Origin of the sequence: Autumnicola patrickiae (assembly GCF_031846525.1) — a bacterium.
Lineage (GTDB): Bacteria > Bacteroidota > Bacteroidia > Flavobacteriales > Flavobacteriaceae > Autumnicola > Autumnicola patrickiae.
In genome coordinates, this window is record NZ_JAVRHM010000008.1 from 21,641 (window position 1) to 37,305 (window position 15,665).

The following is a 15,665-nucleotide window of genomic DNA, read 5'->3' on the forward strand; positions in this document are numbered from 1 at the left end:
ATTTAAGTCTTTGTAAGATTCAGTAAAATATAGAACAGGTAATTTTGTAAGATATTAAAGCATTATGAAGGAACAAAAGGAAGATTTTCCCTTAGAGATTAAGATAAGTTTTCACAAGGTAATTGAACAGTATGAAGCTGAATTAAAAAAGGATCACAACAAGATTGCCGACAACTATATGAAGGAGGTAATGGAATATATTTCTACTTTTCCTGAACTTACTGAAGGAATTAGGAATGCAGGGGATCTTAAAAAATATGAAGAGCCAATAAAGATTTTGTTGAATGATCTTTTTCCTACAGTGCTCACCAATAATGAAATTAAAGCTGCATCTATACCTTTTCACAATATTTTATTTAATTCTTCCAGAAGATTAAAGAACATCCTGAAACTCGCCGGTGAAGATTTTGTGCTGGAGACAAGAAATATAGACCAGGATACGCATTACATTAATGCCTGTATTAATATCCTGAAGGAGGAATATGGATATGAAATTGATTTCTCTCGACCGCTTTATTATGATATCCCAGATGAAAATGGTGTGCTCCGGCATTACAGAATAGCAGTAAATGGTGATTTTGTTGATGTGATTCCTAAGGAAAATGCACCTGAAATTACTCAGGAAGATGTAGACCTTCTTATTCAGAATATAGATGACATTGAGCTTTGGAAGGAGAAATTCCCTCCTTGTAGCTATATTTTTAAAGGATTTACAATTGTTAATTTAACAGATGTTACCATAGACGATTCTATTTCGAAGTTAAAAACAACATTGTTGTACAATGAATCTTCAGAGAAAGATGAGCTAAAAAGCCTTGAAGAAATATTTCGTTCTATTTATAAAATTCCAGATCTGCGTGTTGGGTTTACAGTATTTGACTCTTCAGAAAAAAGTTTTGAGCCTTTGGAGAGCAACGAAGCCAAAAGTTTTCTTTTGAATGACAGGACATCTGTTAAAAGTGAGGAAGGATTATGTAAGGAAGCATATAAAAAGCTGATTGAAGGACATAGTTATTTTTCAATTTCCAGTGTAGATTCTTATGCAAGAAAAACCGGGGATAATGTGCTTTCCCAAAATCTTAAAGCAAATAATGTAAAGAGCTGCATTCTGGCGCCAGTAGCAAAAAAGAATCGGTTACTCGGTATCCTGGAATTGGTTTCTGAAAGAAAAAATGAGCTGCATAGCATAAATGCACTGAAACTGGACGAAATTCTCCCATACATTGTAACAGCCGTAGAGCGTAACCGGTCAGACTTTGAAAATCGTGTAAAAGCAGTTATTCAAAGCGAATGTACTTCTATTCACCCTAGTGTTCTTTGGATTTTTGAGAAGGAAGCGAGAAAATTTATACATGATCTTGATGATGACGGTTTGGCCTCATTTAAGGATATCAGCTTTAAAAATGTTTATCCCTTATATGGGCAGATTGATATTGTAGCATCTTCGGAAGCCCGGAATACTGCCATTCAGAAGGATCTTTTAATTCAATTGGACAGTATTCTGGATATTCTTAAAGAAGGATCTAAAATAGAAGAACTATCAATTTACGAACAGGTAAGATTCAGGATTTCTGAATTTAAAGAAGAGCTTAACGAAGGTTTAAACGCTTCCAGTGAGCAGAAAATCTCAAATCTGCTTCAGAAGGAAGTAAATCCTATAATGTCGCACCTTAGAAGACAATCTGAAGAATTAAAGCAAAAGGTAGAGGAGTATCAATCCCTGCTTAATTCTGAAACGGGGCTAGTATATGATGAAAGAAAAAAATACGATGATACCGTCCAGCATGTAAATAGGACGATGTCCCGTTATATTGACAGGAAGCAGGTACAGGCGCAAAAAATCTATCCACATTATTTTGAGAGATATAAAACAGATGGGGTAGACCACAACATTTATATTGGACCATCGATGGCGAACAATAAGCCTTTTAATAAGATTTACCTTTACAATTTAAGGCTATGGCAGCTAAGTACAATGTGCGAAATGGAAAACCGGTTTTATCAACTCCAGGAAACTACTCCTATAAAACTTGATGCGGCTTCTTTAATACTTGTTTACAACAGTACAATGTCTATAAGGTACCGTATGGATGAAAAGAAATTTGATGTTGACGGCACCTATAATGCGCGTTATGAAATTATTAAAAAGCGGATTGATAAAGCCTACATAAAAGATACGGAAGAAAGGATCACCCAAAAGGGTAAAATAGCAATTATATATTCCCAGAGAAGTGACGAAAGGGAGTATTTGAGATATATAAAATACCTCCAGGCCAAGAAATACCTGGGAGAAGAAGTAGAACTGCTGGAATTGCAGGATGTTCAGGGAGTTATTGGGCTAAAGGCGATAAGGGTAAATATACTTTACTCTACCGGAGATAATCCTGAAGAGGAAAATATAACTTACGAAAACCTGATGCAGGAACTACATTAGATAGAAGCCTACAATAAAGCTTATTACCGACACAATTATACCTACCATAAAAACTGTGTAGGTAATTCTTAGCAAAAAATATTTCCTGTGCAGGACCTTACCCAGCAGGTGTAAATCCAGCATCAGGGATTCATATACATAATCTTTATCTTTTATCATTTCCTGCATTCCCCAACGGAATTGTTCAAATGGCATTTTATGAAAATTGCCAAAAAACAACAGGTTCACTTCCCTGTCTTCCACCTGTTTCTTTGTAAATTCTCCACTGGTTACATTAGGTCTTGTGGACATAATTGAGAGAATAATAGAAGCCACACTAAATAAAATAAGAATCATGCTGGGAATAAGCAGGTGCTTATTAGACGCCGCGTCTAGTTTGGGGATAAGATTCGCAAGAGCCAGGGAAATTATTATCGCGTTTACAGATAATAAAATGTTGGCTTTGGTATCTGCAATATCACTTAATTTAATATGGTTTCTTAGGGTAACCCGAAACATCGTCTGTATACTTCTTTCGGGATTATCATTTTTATATTGAGCTTTGAGCCTCGCCTTATGCTCTTCTTTCTGAAGCTTCTTTTGTCTTTTTTTCTGATCTTCAATAAGCTCCAAAAGGTTTTCTTCCTTCTTTGGTTTCCAGTTCTCCAGAGCATATGTGGTATAATACTGATGCTTTTCTGTAAAAACCCTTATATTTTCCTGAATCCATTCTTCTCCGGTGAAATTTTTTATATTGTGAAGCTGGAGTTCCTGTCTTAAAAATTCACTGGCCTCCTCAAAATACTCTTTGGCGAAGTGAGAAGTATCTGCATCCCTGATAATTCTTTCAGCTTCAGTTTGCGGTTGGTTATCAAACTTTGTGGCATTTATTATTTTTGCGACTTCAGAAATAAGCTCATTGGTAGCATTATTTTCCTTAAGAAAATTAGTGGCAATTTTTACACTTTCTTCTTCGTGACCATAATATGTTTTCGTGTAACCCGTGTCATGAAGCCAGGCTCCGAGTAGTAGAGCCTCTTCTTCTTTAACATTAATTTCAGAATTTTCGACTATTTCTTTAGTACTTTTAACTACACGCTCAGTATGCTTGTAGTTGTGGTATATATAGGTGTTTGGGAGCTTTTCTTTAAAAAGATTTTGCACAAAACTATCTGCTTTCTCAACGAGGTTATTCATGTACCGGATGCTTAATTTTTCTTGCCAAATTACAAAAAATAATCCCAAACTGTTTATGAAAATCAAATTTGCAATCGTTGGCCTGCTAACGGTAATCCTTCTTCAATCATGTTCTTCTACAGGTGCAAAGTTTCGGGAAGGTGAACCAACAGATAATTTTGAATATCCAAAGGATAAAGAGGTAGAAAAATCTTTTTACCTGTTAGGAGATGGAGGATATTCTCCGGTTGGTGGAAGTTCTACAGGTCTCACTGCATTTAAAAAATATTTAGATTCTGTTGATCGTAGCGGGAATTATTCCATTTTTCTTGGAGATAATATCTACCCCGTAGGAATGCCTACCAAAGATGACCCGGGTCGTGAAAAAGCAGAATACCGGTTGGATGTTCAGCTTGACGCCATCAGGAATTATGACGGGAATGTTCTTTTTATTCCCGGGAACCATGATTGGTATAGCAAAGGTATAGGTGGCCTCGACAGACAGAAGGATTATTTACAAGAACAATTTGATAATGAAATAACCTGGATTCCGGATCCGGGCTGTAGTTTTGATGTTCTCGAGATTTCCAAAAGTATCCAGATGATCGTTATTGATTCCCAGTGGTACCTCGAAGATTGGGACAGACATCCCGATATAAATGATGGTTGTGACGGTATAAAAACCCGGGAAGCACTATTTCTGGAGTTGGAATCTGAGATTAAAAAGAATCAGGATAAAACAATAATTTTTGCTTTACATCACCCCTTGCTCACCAATGGAACTCATGGAGGGCAATATGATTTTGATCAACATTTGTTTCCTTCCCAAAAGAAGATTCCGGTGCCAATCTTAGGTTCACTGGTGAGCCTGGTGAGGACAACGGGAGGAGTTTCGATCCAGGATGCGCAAAATGAGCGATACAAATCTCTCGTAAAGCGGTTAACAACCCTGGCACAACAAAGTGACCGGCTGTTATTTATTTCGGGTCACGAACATTCCCTGCAATATATAAAGAACAACAATGTGAACCAGATTGTATCAGGATCAGGTTCCAAGGCTTCTTATGTGACCTTAAGTAATGATGGGATATTCGCTTATGAAGGACAGGGATTTGGGGTTTACGATGTCTTTACAGATGGTTCGTCCTGGGTGAGTTTCTACGGAAATGAGAACGACCAGCCAACCTTGCTATATCAGCGGGAAGTCTTTCCTGCTCCTGTAGAATATGATACATCAAAATTACCTGATGATTTTCCGGAGAAAATAACAACCTCCATATATCCTGAAGAGGAAACTGAGAAAGGGGCCGCATTTGAAACAATTTGGGGAGAACGATACAGGGAACTTTACGGCAAACAGGTAGAATTTAAAGTTGCAGACCTGGATACCCTTTATGGTGGTCTTAATGTAATGCGGGAAGGAGGGGGGCATCAAACGGTATCCCTTCGTGTTAAAGATAGTCTGGGCAGGGAATATAATTTCCGAAGAATAAGAAAAGAAGCAGTTCAGTTTCTACAGACGGTAGCTTATAAAGATAAACCTGTAGAAGATCAACTGGAAAATACTATAGCAGAACGTTTTGTTCAGGATTTTTATACCTCAGCGCATCCCTATGCTTTTCTGGCAATTCCCGATCTTTCTAGAGCGGCAAATGTTTACCATACCAATCCGGAAGTGTATTATTTACCTAAACAAGAAGAGCTGGGAAAATACAATGAAGAGCATGGGGACGAGGTTTATATGTTGGTAGAACGGCCCGAAGAGAACTGGCTCAACTATAAAAGTTTTGGAAACCCAGATCATGATATTGTAAGCACTTCAGGAATGTTTGAGCGTCTGAGAAGGGACGAGAAATACATGCTCGATGAATCTGCCTATGTAAGGGCACGGGTGTTTGACATGTTGATAGGGGATTGGGACCGGCATCAGGACCAGTGGAGATGGGCAGAAATAGAAACCGAAGATGGGAACAGGATTTTCAAACCTATTCCACGCGATCGTGACCAGGTATTCTCGAATTTTGATGGTGCTTTCTTTGGAACCCTTCGGGCTTTGGCAGGGTTTGCTAATCAATTTGCGGTTTATGGAGCTGATATTACCGACACCCAGTGGTTTAATATTGCGGCTACGGGCCTTGATAGATCTTTACTTCAAAATACAGGAAGAGAAGCCTGGTTAGAAGAAGCACAATTTATCCAGCAAAATGTAACCGATGAGGTAATTGAAGAAGCTTTTTCAAAGCTGCCTCCGGAAACAACTGGCGAGACTACAGAAAAGTTAATTGAGAATGTAAAAGCACGTCGGGACAATATTGTGGATATAGCAGAGCGATATTATAAACATTTTGCAAAACTGGCTATTGTTACGGGTACAGATAAAGATGATTTTGTTGATGTGATTCGTATGCCTGAAGGTCGCACCCGCGTTACGATTTCCAGAAACAAGGGTGGTGAACGGGCAGAAATTGTCAGTGATAAAATTTACAATAAGAAAGACACTAAAGATCTCTGGATATATGCTTTAGATGATGATGACCAAATTACTGTAGAAGGAGAAGGAGATGATTTCATTTTTTTACGCATTATTGGTGGACAAAACAATGATGTTTATACTATAAAGAATAAGAAGAAGCTGAAAATTTATGATTATAAATCCAAACCAAATACCATTAAAGAAGGAGCGGACGCAAAATGGAGATTTTCGGATAGGTATGAAACCAATACCTACGATAAGGATAAAAAGAATTATAAATCTGGAAATATTACTCCGGGAATAGGCTATAACCCCGATGAAGGTTTGAAAATAGGATTAGAGACCAGTTTTGCCAAGTATGGATTTAAAAGAAATCCTTTTACTGCAAAACATACTTTTGGTGCTGGATTTTATTTTGCTACTAAAGGTTTTGACCTTAGTTATGAGGGAGAATTTGCTAATATCCTTGGTGATTTTAATTTGCAGGTAGGAGCACATTTTACAAGTCCTAATTATGCCAGGAATTTCTTTGGATACGGTAATGAAACTCCAAATTTCGAGGATGAATTCGGAATGGATTATAATAGAACAAGAATAAGTAGGATAGGAACTAATGCCGGTTTTGTAAATGCTACGCCCTTCGGAAGCTATTTTGAATATAAAGCAAATTTTGAAGCTATAGAAGTGGAAGCCACAGAAGGACGATTTATTTCAGAAGGATTTAATCCCGATGATGAGCACGATTTTTTCAATAGAAAGTATTTTGCGGGAGTGGATGCTTTGTACAGGTATGAAAGCTATGACGACAGGTTAAATCCTACCAGAGGTATGCGCTTTGAGCTCAACCTTGGGGGGAAAATAAATACAGCAGATACAGATCGCCATTTTGGTTATTTTAAACCGTATATGGGTTTTTATAATGCTGTATCAACAAACAGAAAATTTGTTCTGAAAACGAAAGTGCAGGCGCATCTCAATCTGGGAGAAGGATATGAGTTTTATCAGGCTGCAGAATTAGGAGGAGATACCGGTCTTCGCAGTTACCGGCAGGAGCGATTTATTGGAAAAAGTGCTTTTGCTACGGGAGCCGATCTCCGTTACAGTTTTAATACCGTTAAAACCAGTTTTCTCCCTTTTCAAATTGGAATTTTTGGTGGATACGATCTTGGTCGCGTATGGACAGATGTTGAAGAAAGCTCTCTCTGGCACGACAGTTATGGAGGCGGACTGTGGATTAACAGCGCCGAAGCTATTAATGGTACTTTTAGTCTGTTTTCCGGGGCAGAAGGGGCACGCTTTTCTTTTGCGTTCGGATTTAGATTTTAACTACGACGTTTCTTTTTCAGAAGTTAAGATGGTTGACCAAAAAAGGCAATTATCGACTGGTAGAGTTTGGAATTACGTAACGAATGGGATTTCTGTTCCCGCGGAATACGCTTATTTCCGCAGAAAATGGTGGTATGAAAAAAATGTCAATTATCGATCCGGCGATTATTTAAAAGGCTTCGACAGGCTCTGTTTGACAGAGGTATAATTTGCTTAAAAATTATTTTCTTCCGAAGTAAAAGAGGAATGGCAATTATTGGCTCGCAAATTGAAATTCTTCCAGAGAATGCATGCAGGAATACGTTTTATGAATGAATTTTTGATGTGTAATACTTTGGAAAGAGAGAGTTCAAAAATTGCAATTATCGGCCTCAGTTTACCACGACCAGATGAAATTTCGTTGAGTAGTGAATTTATTGTTGTTTGTTAGAATGCGTAGTTCCTATTCTTCACTTCCTCCTTTTAACGTATTGCTCTTTTCAATGGAAAGATTATTCGTAAAATCGATAGTCCTGATAGGGAATGGAATGTTTATTCCGTTTTTATCAAAAGCTTTTTTAATTTCAATAATTGCTGTGTTTTTAGCCATGAGAATATCTTTATTCTTAGAAACATCTGTCCAGAACCGTACCACAAAATTTATCGAACTGTCGCCAAATTCTTCATACATAAATTCGACTTCCTCATTTGATCGTTGTTTAAATGCTTTTGCTATAGTTTCTTTAGTAAGATTTTGAACAAATTCAAGATCAGAACTATAACCTACTCCGCAGGTAAGCATTACCCTTGAGCGCAAAGTCCTTGTGTAATTTTTAAAAGGTTCTTCAATAATTTTTCCGTTAGGAATGACTACATAATTATTGTCTGATTGTTTGATGACAATGTTCCGAAGGTTAATTTCAGTCACTGCGCCGGCAAATCCATTGGTTTCGATCCAGTCACCAATTTGCAATTCCGGAAGAAAACTTAATATTAATCCTGAAAATGTATTGGTAAGGGTGCCTTGTAGTGCCAAACCTATAGCCAAACCAACCACACCTGCACCTGCCAGTACAGAGGTTAGAACTGTATCGAGATTTAGAAGGCCCAGGGCTATAAAGAAGCCTATAAGAACAATAACAACCTTAAGGACCTTTACAGACATTTCTCTTATGGAAGCCTGCTTTACTTTTCCTCTAAGGATTTTATTAATAAAATTGCCAACGTACTTGGCAATAAAAATGAAAATTACAAAGACCAGTACGGCCATAATAAAATTGGGCAAATTCAGGATAATACTATCCAGCCATTCGCCCAATTTCGTCCCAATTTTATTTATGGAATTTCTAAAACTAAAGTCTTCAAACATTTAGTAAGTTGTAATTTAAATTTGCTTGTGATTGTCGCTGGTTTTCATTTTCCAGGCATCTAACATCCAGCTTGTTTTTTCCAGTTCTCTAATATAAGCACCAATGAGATCTATAGTACCTTCGTCTCCTCCTGCTTCGGCAACTTCAATTACCTGTCGCATTTGGTTAAGAAGAATACGGTGATCTTCCAAAAGTATCTTAATCATGTCATAATCTGTTAACTGACTTTCCGATTCTTTGATGTTTGACAATTTTAGGTACTCACTTAAATTGCTGGTTGGTTGGTGACGTAGCGTGAGAATTCGCTCTGCGAGTTCATCTACTTTTAGTTTGGCATCGTCATAAAGCTCTTCGAATTTCTCATGAAGATCGAAAAAGTTTTTTCCAATCACATTCCAGTGAAAATTCCGAAGTTTTTGGTAATATAAATGATAATCGGCTAATAAAACATTTAATTGTTCAACGGTTTTTTCTGTTTTAGCGTTATCTAAACCTAAGTAGCTCATAGTTTTTGTTTATCGTGTTTAATAATAGTATTCGAAAATATGATAATTACTATTGTTGCGCAATCATAGTTATTAAAATTAATAGAAGTTTAACCTCATTAATTTATAGGCCGGTTTTCTTTAAGATCGAGCTTTTTAAGCATTTCTTTAGAAACCTGTCCGCCGGAAATACCATAGCCATCAACGAGAACCCCTTTTTTGCCATTATCTGTGGTGATTGCATACAGTATGGCATTGTCGTCTGGATTACTCATGCCTTCAAATCTTAGCACTTTATCCACGTCAAAATCTTCTACTCCATAAGTTTCGTTCAGGGATTTAATTTCAATTTTTTCATCCAGAAGATTAAAATCAAATTCATAGCCTTCTTCCAACTTTAATTTATTTAATGCCTGCGATAATGTTCCGTAGTCTTTCATTTTTTGTATTTGATTAATTGCAAAATCAAATTACTGCTCAGGCCCCATATTTGCAAATTGTTTAAGGGGTTTAGGATAAGTTTAACGGCAGAAGGAAGAAGTGTTTTCTTCGGAAATAAATTTAGTGCTCATTGTCTTTTTTACCTGAGCGAAAAAAACCAAATGGAATAAAGAGAAAAATAAAAAAATACCACCCGGTAACAAGTCCAATAATGGTAACTATAGCTGCAATAATATAAAACCAGTATGAATTAAAAAATCTCATAAATTATCTGTTTCTGAAGATGTTGGAATTCTAATAAAGCAATAAATATTTCATTTCATTTTCAGAATAAATTATGGAATACCCTTGAGGGGATTAAAAAAATCGAAGTCGGTAATTTGCATTTATAGCGACCGATCTTAAATAGCTCTGCAGAATCCTGAAAAATATATGCAAATATCTTAAATTTGTTGAATTATTTTTTGTCCCTTTAAATTATGAAGACTAAAATCACCCTTAAAGAACTGGCGAAACTTTTAAATGTTTCTGTTTCAACAGTATCTAAAGCACTTAATGATAGTCCTGAAATAAGCCCAAAAACAGTAGAAAGGGTAAAAGAACTTGCTGCGCTACATAAGTACCGGCCAAATCCTGTTGCCGTTAATCTTAAAAATAGTAAGAGTGGTACAATTGGAGTGGTGATTCCAAATATTTCCAATAATTTTTTTGCGCAGGTTCTTTCGGGAATTGAGGCTAAAGCACAAAAGGAAGGACTGCAGGTAATTACTTATATTTCTAATGAATCGCTGGAAAGGGAGAAACAAATAGTTGATATGCTCACCTCTGGTTTTGTGGATGGGGTATTGATTGCCATTTCTGAGGCTACGCATAGAGCCAGAAATTATGATCATATTTTTAGTATTCTGGAATATGAGATTCCGGTGGTATTATATGATCGTACAAATTTTGATATTCCTGTAGACAAGATCGGAATAGATGATGAGAAAAGCTTTGAGGAAGCTACACAATTATTAATTTCCAAGGGTGTAAAGAAAATAGGACTTGCTTCTGGTATTCATCATTTAGGAGTGGGGAAATTGAGGATAAAGGGATATGAGAAGGCTCTTTTGGAAGGTATGGAGCGTTTCGTAGCTGCATCTTCCAGGCATCAGGTGCTTGTGGATGGGATTAAAGATCTTTTGGTGAACAAAAAAGTAGAGGCAATGCTTTGTACAGACTTTGGTAGTGCAATGTTGGTTTACCGTATGGCTTATGAATTTAATATTAAAATTCCGCAAGATTTAAAAATGATCGGATTCTTAAACAAAGATGTTGCTCAATATCTAACTCCGTCTATAAGTTTTATTGAACAGTTTCCTGAAGAATTGGGAAAACAAGCTATGGAAATGCTAATCAAGCGTATGAAAGGACAACTTATTCCGGAAAAGAATTCTCATAAAATTATTAATACCGAACTGGTTCATCTCGAATCTACAGGGTTTTAATAATTAATTTTAATGTTTCAGAAAATGTCCTATTCCAAAAATTACAATTTCTTAATAACAGGAGGAGCGGGATTTATTGGTTCCCATGTAGTGCGTCTTTTTGTAAAGAAATATCCTAATTATAAAATTTATAATCTGGACTCCCTTACTTATGCAGGGAATCTCGAAAATTTGAAGGATATAGAAAATGAAGGAAATTATAAATTTATAAAGGCAGATATTAATAATGCTGAAGTAATAATTAATCTATTTAAAAAATACCATTTTCAGCGTGTTATTCATTTAGCAGCAGAATCACATGTAGATAGGTCTATAACAGATCCTGTTGCGTTCGTTAAGACCAATATACTTGGGACTATGAACCTACTAAATGCAGCGAAGCAGATTTGGAATAATGAATATGATGATAAACTTTTTTATCATATTAGTACGGATGAAGTCTATGGAAGTCTTGGGGAAACCGGATTATTTACAGAAGAAAGCCCATATGACCCTAACTCGCCATATTCGGCATCTAAAGCAGGGTCAGATCATTTTGTAAGAGCCTATGGTGAAACTTATGATTTACCTTATGTTATTAGTAACTGTTCAAATAATTACGGACCCAATCAATTTCCTGAAAAATTAATTCCGTTGTTTATTAATAATATAATAAATGAAAAACCACTACCGGTTTATGGAGATGGAAAATATACCCGTGACTGGCTTTATGTAAAGGATCATGCGGCAGCAATTGATCTTATCTTTCATCAAGGGAAGAATATGGAAACCTACAATATTGGTGGATTTAACGAATGGCAGAATATTGATTTGATCCGTTTGCTCTGTAAGGTTATGGATAAAAAGTTGAACCGTTCTGAAAATGAATCAGAAAAACTCATCAGTTTTGTAAAAGATCGTCCTGGCCATGACAAAAGGTATGCTATAGATGCCAGCAAGATTAACCAGGAGTTAAATTGGAAGCCATCTGTAACTTTTGAAGAAGGACTTGAGAAAACGGTGGATTGGTACCTCCAAAATGATGAATGGCTTAAAAATGTTGTTTCAGGAGATTATTTGGAATACTATAAGAAACAATACATCTAATAGAAATAAAGAAATAGATGAAAGGAATAGTACTGGCAGGAGGAACTGGAAGTCGTCTTTATCCTATAACAAAAGGAACTTCAAAGCAATTATTGGCTGTTTATGATAAACCAATGATTTATTATCCTATATCTGTACTTATGTTGGCAGGAATAAAAGATATCTTGATAATTTCCACGCCACAGGATTTAACTAATTTTGAAAAGCTTCTTGGAAACGGTAGTCACCTTGGATTAAATTTCAGCTATGAATCTCAAGCACATCCTAATGGGCTGGCAGAGGCTTTTATAATAGGAGAACGCTTTATAGGAGAGGATGATGTTTGCCTGGTATTAGGAGATAATATCTTTTACGGACAAGGCTTTAGTAATTTACTTGAAAACGCACGTCAGAACTGTGTCAAACAGGATATGGCTACTGTTTTTGGTTATTATGTTAATGATCCGCAGCGTTATGGAGTTGTGGAGTTTGAGCAGGATGGCAGCGCAAAAAGTATTGAAGAAAAACCTTTAAAGCCAAAGAGTAATTTTGCGGTTACCGGTTTGTATTTTTATCCTAATTCGGTTATTGATGTTGCTAAGAATTGCAGACCAAGTAACCGTGGTGAGTTGGAAATAACCACCGTTAACCAATTTTATCTTGAGCAGAATAAGTTGAAAGTAGAAATGATGGGTCGGGGTTTTGCATGGTTAGATACAGGTACTCATGATTCCCTTTTAGAAGCTTCAAATTTTATACAAACAATTGAGAAGCGTCAGGGTTTAAAAATTGCTTGTCTGGAGGAAATAGCTTTTCGTAAAGGATATATAAATAAAGCACGTCTAAAGAAGTTGGCTTCAGAACTGGATAAAAATGAATATGGCGGATATCTGAAAGCTCTTCTTGCTGAAAGGAAACAAAAATAGAAGTCACTCTTTAACATTTTGCATTTCTTTAAGACCCTAAAGTCTTTAGCTTTTACAGGAAGTTCTATCTTTGCTTCTCAAATTGTTTAAAAACGATATTATTACATGGAGGAAGATCAATTTCGGAAATTAGATTCTGCTAAAATATTAGTTACCGGTGGAGCTGGCTTTATAGGCTCCAATTTATGTGAAAAACTTCTTAGTCTAAACGCCAAAGTTACCTGTCTGGATAATTTTTCTACCGGGCATAAACATAATTTAAATGCATTTATAGATAACTCTAACTTCACATTAATTGAAGGGGATATTCGCGATGCAGATATTTGTCAAAAAGCATGTGAAGGAAAAGACTTTATTCTGCATGAGGCCGCTTTAGGATCTGTTCCAAGATCTTTAAATGATCCGTTAACTACAAATGATGTAAACATTACCGGTTTTTTGAACATGCTCGTCGCAGCAAGAGATGCGGGAGTTAAAAGATTTGTGTATGCAGCAAGTTCTTCTACTTATGGTGACTCTAAAGGATTACCTAAAGTTGAGGATAAAATAGGAAAACCTTTATCTCCTTATGCAATAACAAAATATGTAAATGAACTTTATGCAGATATTTTTCAGGATGCGTACGGACTCGATACTATAGGTCTTCGTTACTTCAATGTTTTTGGGAGGAAACAGGATCCTAATGGAGCTTATGCGGCTGTAATTCCAAAATTCGTCATGCAGTTTATGGAACATGAAAGTCCGGTAATTAACGGAGACGGTACATATTCCAGGGATTTTACTTATATCGACAATGTTATTCAAATGAATTTGCTGGCACTTACAGCAGAAAACGACAAAGCGGTTAATGAAGTTTACAATACAGCTGTTGGGGATCGTACTAATTTAGTAGAGCTCACGCAATATTTAAAGGAATTCCTTTCAGAGTATGATTCTGAAATTAAAAATGTGGAGGTCAAGCATGGACCTAATCGTCCTGGTGACATTCCTCATTCTTTAGCTTCAGTAGAAAAAGCCAAAAATCTTTTAGGTTATGATCCGCAATACGATATTAAGTCCGGCTTAAAAGAAGCTGTGGACTGGTATTGGAATAACTTAAGATAATTTTTCTTTATAAAAATATAATTTTTTAATAAATGAACAACAATACAAATATTGCCGTAATTGGTCTGGGATATGTAGGCCTTCCTTTGGCCAGGCTCTTTGCTGAAAAATTTTCTGTTATTGGTTTTGATATTAATCAGAAAAGAGTAAACGAATTAATGACTGGCGTGGATTCTACTTTAGAAGTAGAGAACGATGTGCTCCAGTCGGTACTTAAACAGGAGCCTTCGGGAGAAAAAGGTCTTTACTGTACTGCAAATTTAGATGAGCTTGTAAATTGTAATTATTATATTATTACGGTGCCAACCCCAGTGGATAAGAATAATCGTCCAGATCTTACTCCTCTTTATAAGAGTAGTGAAACTGTAGGGAAGGTCTTAAAAAAAGGAGATATTGTAATTTATGAATCTACCGTGTATCCAGGGGTTACAGAGGATGAATGTGTGCCTGTTCTGGAGAAAAATAGCGGACTTAAATACAATGAAGATTTTTACGTAGGATATTCTCCGGAACGTATTAATCCGGGAGATAAGGAGCACACTGTAGATAAGATATTGAAAGTAACAGCAGGATCTACACCTGAAGTTGGAAAAAAGGTAAATGACTTGTATGCATCAGTAATAACTGCAGGAACGCATTTAGCTCCAACTATTAAGGTTGCTGAAGCAGCAAAAGTTATAGAGAATTCCCAGAGGGATATAAATATAGCCTTTGTAAATGAGTTGGCTAAAATATTCAACATGATGGATATTGATACCCAGGATGTGTTGGAAGCGGCAGGCACGAAATGGAATTTCTTACCTTTTAAGCCAGGTTTAGTTGGGGGACATTGTATTGGGGTCGATCCTTATTATCTTGCTCAAAAAGCTCAGGAAATAGGTTACCATCCTGAAATTATTCTTGCAGGCAGACGCATGAATGACTCTATGGGACAATATGTGGCAGGAGAAGTTGTGAAATTGATGCTTCAGAATGACCAAAAGGTAAAAGGTTCAAAAGTTCTTGTTCTAGGGGTTACTTTTAAAGAGAACTGTCCGGATGTCAGAAACACCAAAGTTGTAGATGTCATTAAGAATTTAAGTGAATATGGAGTAGATATTACTATTTATGATCCATTGGCAGATCCGGACGAAGTTAAGCATGAATATAATCTGGATACGGTTAAACAACTACCTTCAGGTAAATTTGAAGCAGTTGTATTGGCAGTAGCCCATAAAGAGTTTCTTGAATTAGATTTTGACTCTTTAAAAGCAGGAAATGCTGTTGTATATGATGTAAAAGGAGTGCTTGGAGACAGGTGTGATAAGAAGTTATAAGTTCGGGATTCGTTTATTCGGGAACCGTTAATTAGGGAGCCATATATTCGGGATTGGTAAATCTTAATTGCCATATTGATAATGTACAAATAGGGACGGGGTTA

General features: G+C 36.4%; 11 protein-coding genes. 7 read left to right on the plus strand and 4 right to left on the minus strand.

Annotation, left to right across the window (positions count from 1 at the left end; all coding sequences use genetic code 11):
- The first annotated feature begins 64 nt into the window (after positions 1 to 64).
- Positions 65 to 2,434, plus strand: coding sequence for a GAF domain-containing protein (locus tag RM549_RS08310; protein ID WP_311683663.1), 2,370 nt, complete (start codon positions 65 to 67; stop codon positions 2,432 to 2,434).
- Here the strand turns inward: RM549_RS08310 and RM549_RS08315 are convergent.
- Positions 2,426 to 3,610, minus strand: a complete 1,185-nt coding sequence (locus RM549_RS08315) for a Pycsar system effector family protein (RefSeq protein ID WP_311683665.1) — start codon at positions 3,608 to 3,610, stop codon at positions 2,426 to 2,428. The genes RM549_RS08310 and RM549_RS08315 overlap by 9 nt on opposite strands.
- A 55-nt stretch (positions 3,611 to 3,665) precedes the next feature.
- On the opposite strand from RM549_RS08315, the gene RM549_RS08320 reads away from it, so the two are divergent.
- Positions 3,666 to 7,388, plus strand: coding sequence for a metallophosphoesterase (locus RM549_RS08320; RefSeq protein WP_311683667.1), 3,723 nt, complete (start codon positions 3,666 to 3,668; stop codon positions 7,386 to 7,388).
- Positions 7,389 to 7,830: 442 nt separating this feature from the next.
- On the opposite strand, the gene RM549_RS08325 is transcribed toward RM549_RS08320, so the two are convergent.
- The 3 genes from RM549_RS08325 to RM549_RS08335 form a co-directional block, all read right to left on the minus strand.
- Entirely contained in the window at positions 7,831 to 8,736 is a 906-nt protein-coding gene (locus RM549_RS08325; RefSeq protein ID WP_311683668.1) for a mechanosensitive ion channel family protein, read from the minus strand.
- Between the two features lie 15 nt (positions 8,737 to 8,751).
- Positions 8,752 to 9,243, minus strand: coding sequence for a Dps family protein (locus tag RM549_RS08330; protein ID WP_311683670.1), 492 nt, complete (start codon positions 9,241 to 9,243; stop codon positions 8,752 to 8,754).
- A 98-nt stretch (positions 9,244 to 9,341) separates the two neighbouring features.
- Entirely contained in the window at positions 9,342 to 9,662 is a 321-nt protein-coding gene (locus RM549_RS08335) for a phosphoribosylpyrophosphate synthetase (RefSeq protein ID WP_311683672.1), read from the minus strand.
- A 480-nt stretch (positions 9,663 to 10,142) separates the two neighbouring features.
- Here RM549_RS08335 and RM549_RS08340 point away from each other — a divergent pair, with 480 nt between their 5' ends.
- The 5 genes from RM549_RS08340 (at position 10,143) to RM549_RS08360 (ending at position 15,561) form a co-directional block, all read left to right on the plus strand.
- Positions 10,143 to 11,150, plus strand: a complete 1,008-nt coding sequence (locus RM549_RS08340) for a LacI family DNA-binding transcriptional regulator (protein WP_311683673.1) — start codon at positions 10,143 to 10,145, stop codon at positions 11,148 to 11,150.
- Positions 11,151 to 11,162: 12 nt separating this feature from the next.
- Positions 11,163 to 12,236, plus strand: coding sequence for a dTDP-glucose 4,6-dehydratase (gene rfbB, locus RM549_RS08345; RefSeq protein ID WP_311683674.1), 1,074 nt, complete (start codon positions 11,163 to 11,165; stop codon positions 12,234 to 12,236).
- A 17-nt stretch (positions 12,237 to 12,253) separates the two neighbouring features.
- Positions 12,254 to 13,141 (plus strand): glucose-1-phosphate thymidylyltransferase RfbA, encoded by an 888-nt coding sequence (gene rfbA, locus RM549_RS08350; RefSeq protein WP_311683676.1) that lies wholly within the window; start codon positions 12,254 to 12,256, stop codon positions 13,139 to 13,141.
- Positions 13,142 to 13,246: 105 nt separating this feature from the next.
- The gene (locus RM549_RS08355; protein WP_311683678.1) at positions 13,247 to 14,245 is read left to right on the plus strand and encodes an SDR family oxidoreductase; all 999 of its coding nucleotides are present in this window, start codon (positions 13,247 to 13,249) and stop codon (positions 14,243 to 14,245) included.
- A 32-nt stretch (positions 14,246 to 14,277) separates the two neighbouring features.
- Positions 14,278 to 15,561, plus strand: coding sequence for a nucleotide sugar dehydrogenase (locus tag RM549_RS08360; protein ID WP_311683681.1), 1,284 nt, complete (start codon positions 14,278 to 14,280; stop codon positions 15,559 to 15,561).
- Positions 15,562 to 15,665 lie beyond the last annotated feature (104 nt).